This window comes from Mesorhizobium sp. M7A.T.Ca.US.000.02.2.1, from assembly GCF_003996995.1.
Lineage (GTDB): Bacteria > Pseudomonadota > Alphaproteobacteria > Rhizobiales > Rhizobiaceae > Mesorhizobium.
In genome coordinates, this window is record NZ_RZTT01000497.1 from 1 (window position 1) to 3,935 (window position 3,935).

Genomic DNA, 3,935 nt, shown 5'->3' on the forward strand with positions numbered 1-3,935 from the left:
CCCTATAAGGCCCTCCTAGCCTGATACCAGAATCGCGAGCACAACCGGCCGGGTCTTCCCGTCCCGGTTTTTTGTGCAAGCCGCCCGCCGAACGGACCTTTGACATGCCAAGACGCACTGACATCAAGTCGATCCTGATCATCGGGGCCGGCCCCATCGTCATCGGCCAGGCCTGCGAGTTCGACTATTCCGGCACGCAGGCCTGCAAGGCGCTGAAGGAGGAAGGCTTCCGCGTCATTCTGGTCAATTCCAACCCGGCCACCATCATGACCGACCCGGAACTGGCCGACGCCACCTATATCGAGCCGATCACGCCTGAGGTGGTCGCCAAGATCATCGCCAAGGAGCGGCCCGACGCGCTGCTGCCGACCATGGGCGGCCAGACCGCGCTCAACACCGCTCTGTCGCTGCGCCGCATGGGTGTGCTCGAGCGTTACAATGTCGAGATGATCGGCGCCGACGCCACGGCCATCGACAAGGCCGAGGACCGCGCGCTGTTTCGCGAGGCGATGAAGAAGATCGGGCTGGAAACGCCGAAGTCGATGCTGGCCAACGCCACCGACGTCAAGAACACCGACCGCAAAACGCATGAGGCCGAGCGCGCCGCGCTCAAGGCCGAGAAGCCAGCCGATCTCGACGCCGCGCTCGACGCCTTGGAAACCCGCTGGAACCTCGGCGAAGGCGACCGCAAGCAGCGCTACATCAGCCATGGCATGGCGATCGCCGCCCAGGCTCTCGACCATGTCGGCCTGCCCGCCATCATCCGCCCGTCCTTCACCATGGGCGGCACCGGCGGCGGCATTGCCTACAACCGCGCCGAATTCTACGAGATCGTCCAGTCCGGCCTCGACGCCTCGCCGACCACCGAAGTGCTGATCGAGGAGAGCGTGCTCGGCTGGAAGGAGTACGAGATGGAGGTCGTCCGCGACAGAGCGGACAATTGCATCATCGTCTGCTCGATCGAGAACATCGACCCGATGGGCGTGCACACCGGCGACTCGATCACCGTCGCCCCTGCCCTGACGCTGACCGACAAAGAATACCAGATGATGCGCAACGCCTCGATCGCGGTGCTGCGCGAGATCGGCGTCGAGACCGGCGGCTCCAACGTGCAGTTCGCCGTCAACCCGGCCGATGGCCGCCTGGTGGTCATCGAGATGAACCCGCGCGTCTCGCGCTCGTCGGCCCTGGCCTCCAAGGCGACCGGTTTCCCGATCGCCAAGATCGCGGCAAAACTCGCTGTCGGCTACACGCTGGACGAGCTGGAGAACGACATCACCGGGGGCGCCACGCCGGCCTCGTTCGAGCCGAGCATCGATTACGTGGTGACCAAAATCCCGCGCTTTGCCTTCGAAAAATTCCCCGGCGCCGAGCCGGTGCTGACCACCGCCATGAAGTCGGTCGGCGAAGTCATGGCCATCGGCCGCACTTTTCAGGAATCGCTGCAGAAGGCGCTGCGCGGACTGGAGACCGGCCTGACGGGTCTGGACGAGATCGAAATCCCCGGTCTCGGTTCCGCCAACCATGCCGACGACCGCAACGCCATCCGCGCCGCGCTCGGCACGCCGACGCCCGATCGGCTGCGCATGGTGGCGCAGGCGATCCGCATGGGCACCTCGCTGGAAGACGTGCACGCCATGTGCAAGATCGACCCGTGGTTCCTTGAGCAGATCGCAGGCATCGTCGCCATGGAAGCCCGCATCCGCGAGCACGGCATCCCGGAGGATGCCGTCAATCTGCGCATGCTGAAGGCCATGGGCTTCTCCGATGCCCGCCTCGCGTCGCTGACGAAGACCGATGTCGAAGTGATTCAGAAAGCTCGCGAAAAGCTCGACGTTCATCCAGTTTACAAGCGCATCGACACTTGCGCGGCCGAGTTCGCCTCGCCCACCGCCTACATGTACTCGACCTATGAAGTGCCGTTCGCCGGCGCGCTGGCCAACGAGGCGCAGGTCTCGTCGCGCAAGAAGGTCGTCATCCTCGGCGGCGGCCCCAACCGCATCGGCCAGGGCATCGAATTCGACTATTGCTGCTGCCACGCCGCCTTTGCGCTGCGCGACGCCGGCTATGAAGCGATCATGATCAACTGCAACCCGGAGACGGTCTCGACCGACTACGACACCTCGGACCGGCTCTATTTCGAGCCGCTGACGGCGGAAGACGTGCTGGAGATCCTGCGCGCCGAGCAGGCCTCGGGCGAGCTGGTCGGCGTCATCGTCCAGTTCGGCGGCCAGACGCCCCTGAAGCTCGCCGATGCGCTGGAGAAGGCCGGCATCCCGATCCTCGGCACCTCGCCCGACATGATCGATCTCGCCGAAGACCGCGACCGCTTCCAGAAGCTGCTGCACAAGCTCGGGCTCAGCCAACCGAAGAACGGCATCGCCTATTCGGTCGAGCAGGCCCGCCTGGTCGCCGGCGAGCTCGGCTTCCCGCTGGTGGTGCGCCCGTCCTATGTGCTGGGCGGCCGCGCCATGCAGATCATCCATGACGAGGGGATGCTGCAGACCTACCTGCTCGACACCGTGCCCGGCCTGGTGCCGGAGGACATCAAGCAGAAATACCCCAACGACAAGACCGGCCAGATCAATACTCTGCTGGGCAAGAACCCGCTGCTGTTCGACACCTATCTCAGTGGCGCCATCGAGGTCGATGTCGACTGCCTCTGCGACGGCAAGTCGACCTTCGTTTCCGGCATATTGGAGCACATCGAGGAGGCCGGCATCCATTCGGGCGACAGCGCCTGCTCGCTGCCGGTGCACTCGCTGCCTTCCGAACTAGTCGACGAGCTGGAGCGCCAGACGGCGGCGCTTGCCCGCGCGCTCAATGTCGGCGGCCTGATGAACGTGCAGTACGCGATCAAGGACGGCACCGTCTATGTGCTGGAAGTCAACCCGCGCGCGTCGCGCACCGTGCCCTTCGTCGCCAAGACCATCGGGCGGCCGATCGCAAAAATCGCCGCCCGCATCATGGCCGGCGAAACCCTGGAAGACGCCTTCGCCCATTACGGCGCCATGCCCGACCCCAGGAACCCCGGCCACATCGCGGTCAAGGAAGCCGTGTTCCCCTTCGCCCGCTTCCCCGGCGTCGACATACTGCTCGGCCCGGAAATGCGCTCGACCGGCGAGGTCATGGGCCTCGACCGCGATTTTGCGCTGGCCTTCGCCAAGAGCCAGCTCGGCGCCGGCGTCGACCTGCCACGCTCCGGCACGCTGTTCGTCTCGGTACGCGACGAGGACAAGAAGGGCATCCTGCCGGCGGTCAAGCGCCTGGCCGGCCTCGGCTTCAAGGTGCTGGCCACCTCGGGCACCGCCCGCTTCCTCGCCGAAAACGGCGTCGACGCCCAGAAAATAAACAAGGTGCTGGAAGGCCGCCCACACATCGAAGACGCCATCCGCAACCGCCAGGTGCAGATCGTCTTCAACACGACAGACGGCCAGAAGGCGGTGTCGGACTCCAAGTCGCTCCGTCGCGCCACGCTGATGCAGAAGGTGCCGTATTACACGACGCTGTCCGGTGCGGCTGCTGTGGCGGAAGCGATTGCGGCGCTGAAGGCGGGGAGTTTGGAAGTCAGGCCGCTGCAGGAGTATTTTGCTTAAACAACCTATTGCCGTTGATTATTTTGCCAACCCAGACATATTTTGTGCGAAGGCTAGTTTTGACTGGGGCGGTTAAATGGAAACTAATTTTCAAAGGCTGGTCGAGCACTGGCCCCTCTCTCCGATCGGCGGCGCCCTATTTCCACTGTTTGAAGCTATTTCAAACGCGATACATGCCCTCAAAGAGAGCCATAATTCTGACCCTCGAATAGAGGTGGTCCTCGAAAGAGACGAAGAACAGGCGACTTTGTCTGGTGATGAGTTTCAAGGACTAGGTTCCATTTTATCTTTTAAGATCGCTGACAATGGCGTCGGCTTCACCAATGCGCACATGAAGGC

The 3,935-nt window shown here is 63.6% G+C and carries 1 protein-coding gene and 1 pseudogene; both read left to right on the forward strand.

Annotated elements, in window-relative coordinates:
- The first annotated feature begins 104 nt into the window (after positions 1–104).
- Positions 105–3,596 carry a carbamoyl-phosphate synthase large subunit gene (carB, locus tag EOD15_RS30195; protein ID WP_127322182.1) on the forward strand — a complete coding sequence of 1,164 codons (3,492 nt, stop codon included), beginning with the start codon at positions 105–107 and terminating at the stop codon, positions 3,594–3,596.
- Between the two features lie 76 nt (positions 3,597–3,672).
- Positions 3,673–3,935 (forward strand): annotated as a pseudogene (locus EOD15_RS30200) (ATP-binding protein); the annotation flags it as partial.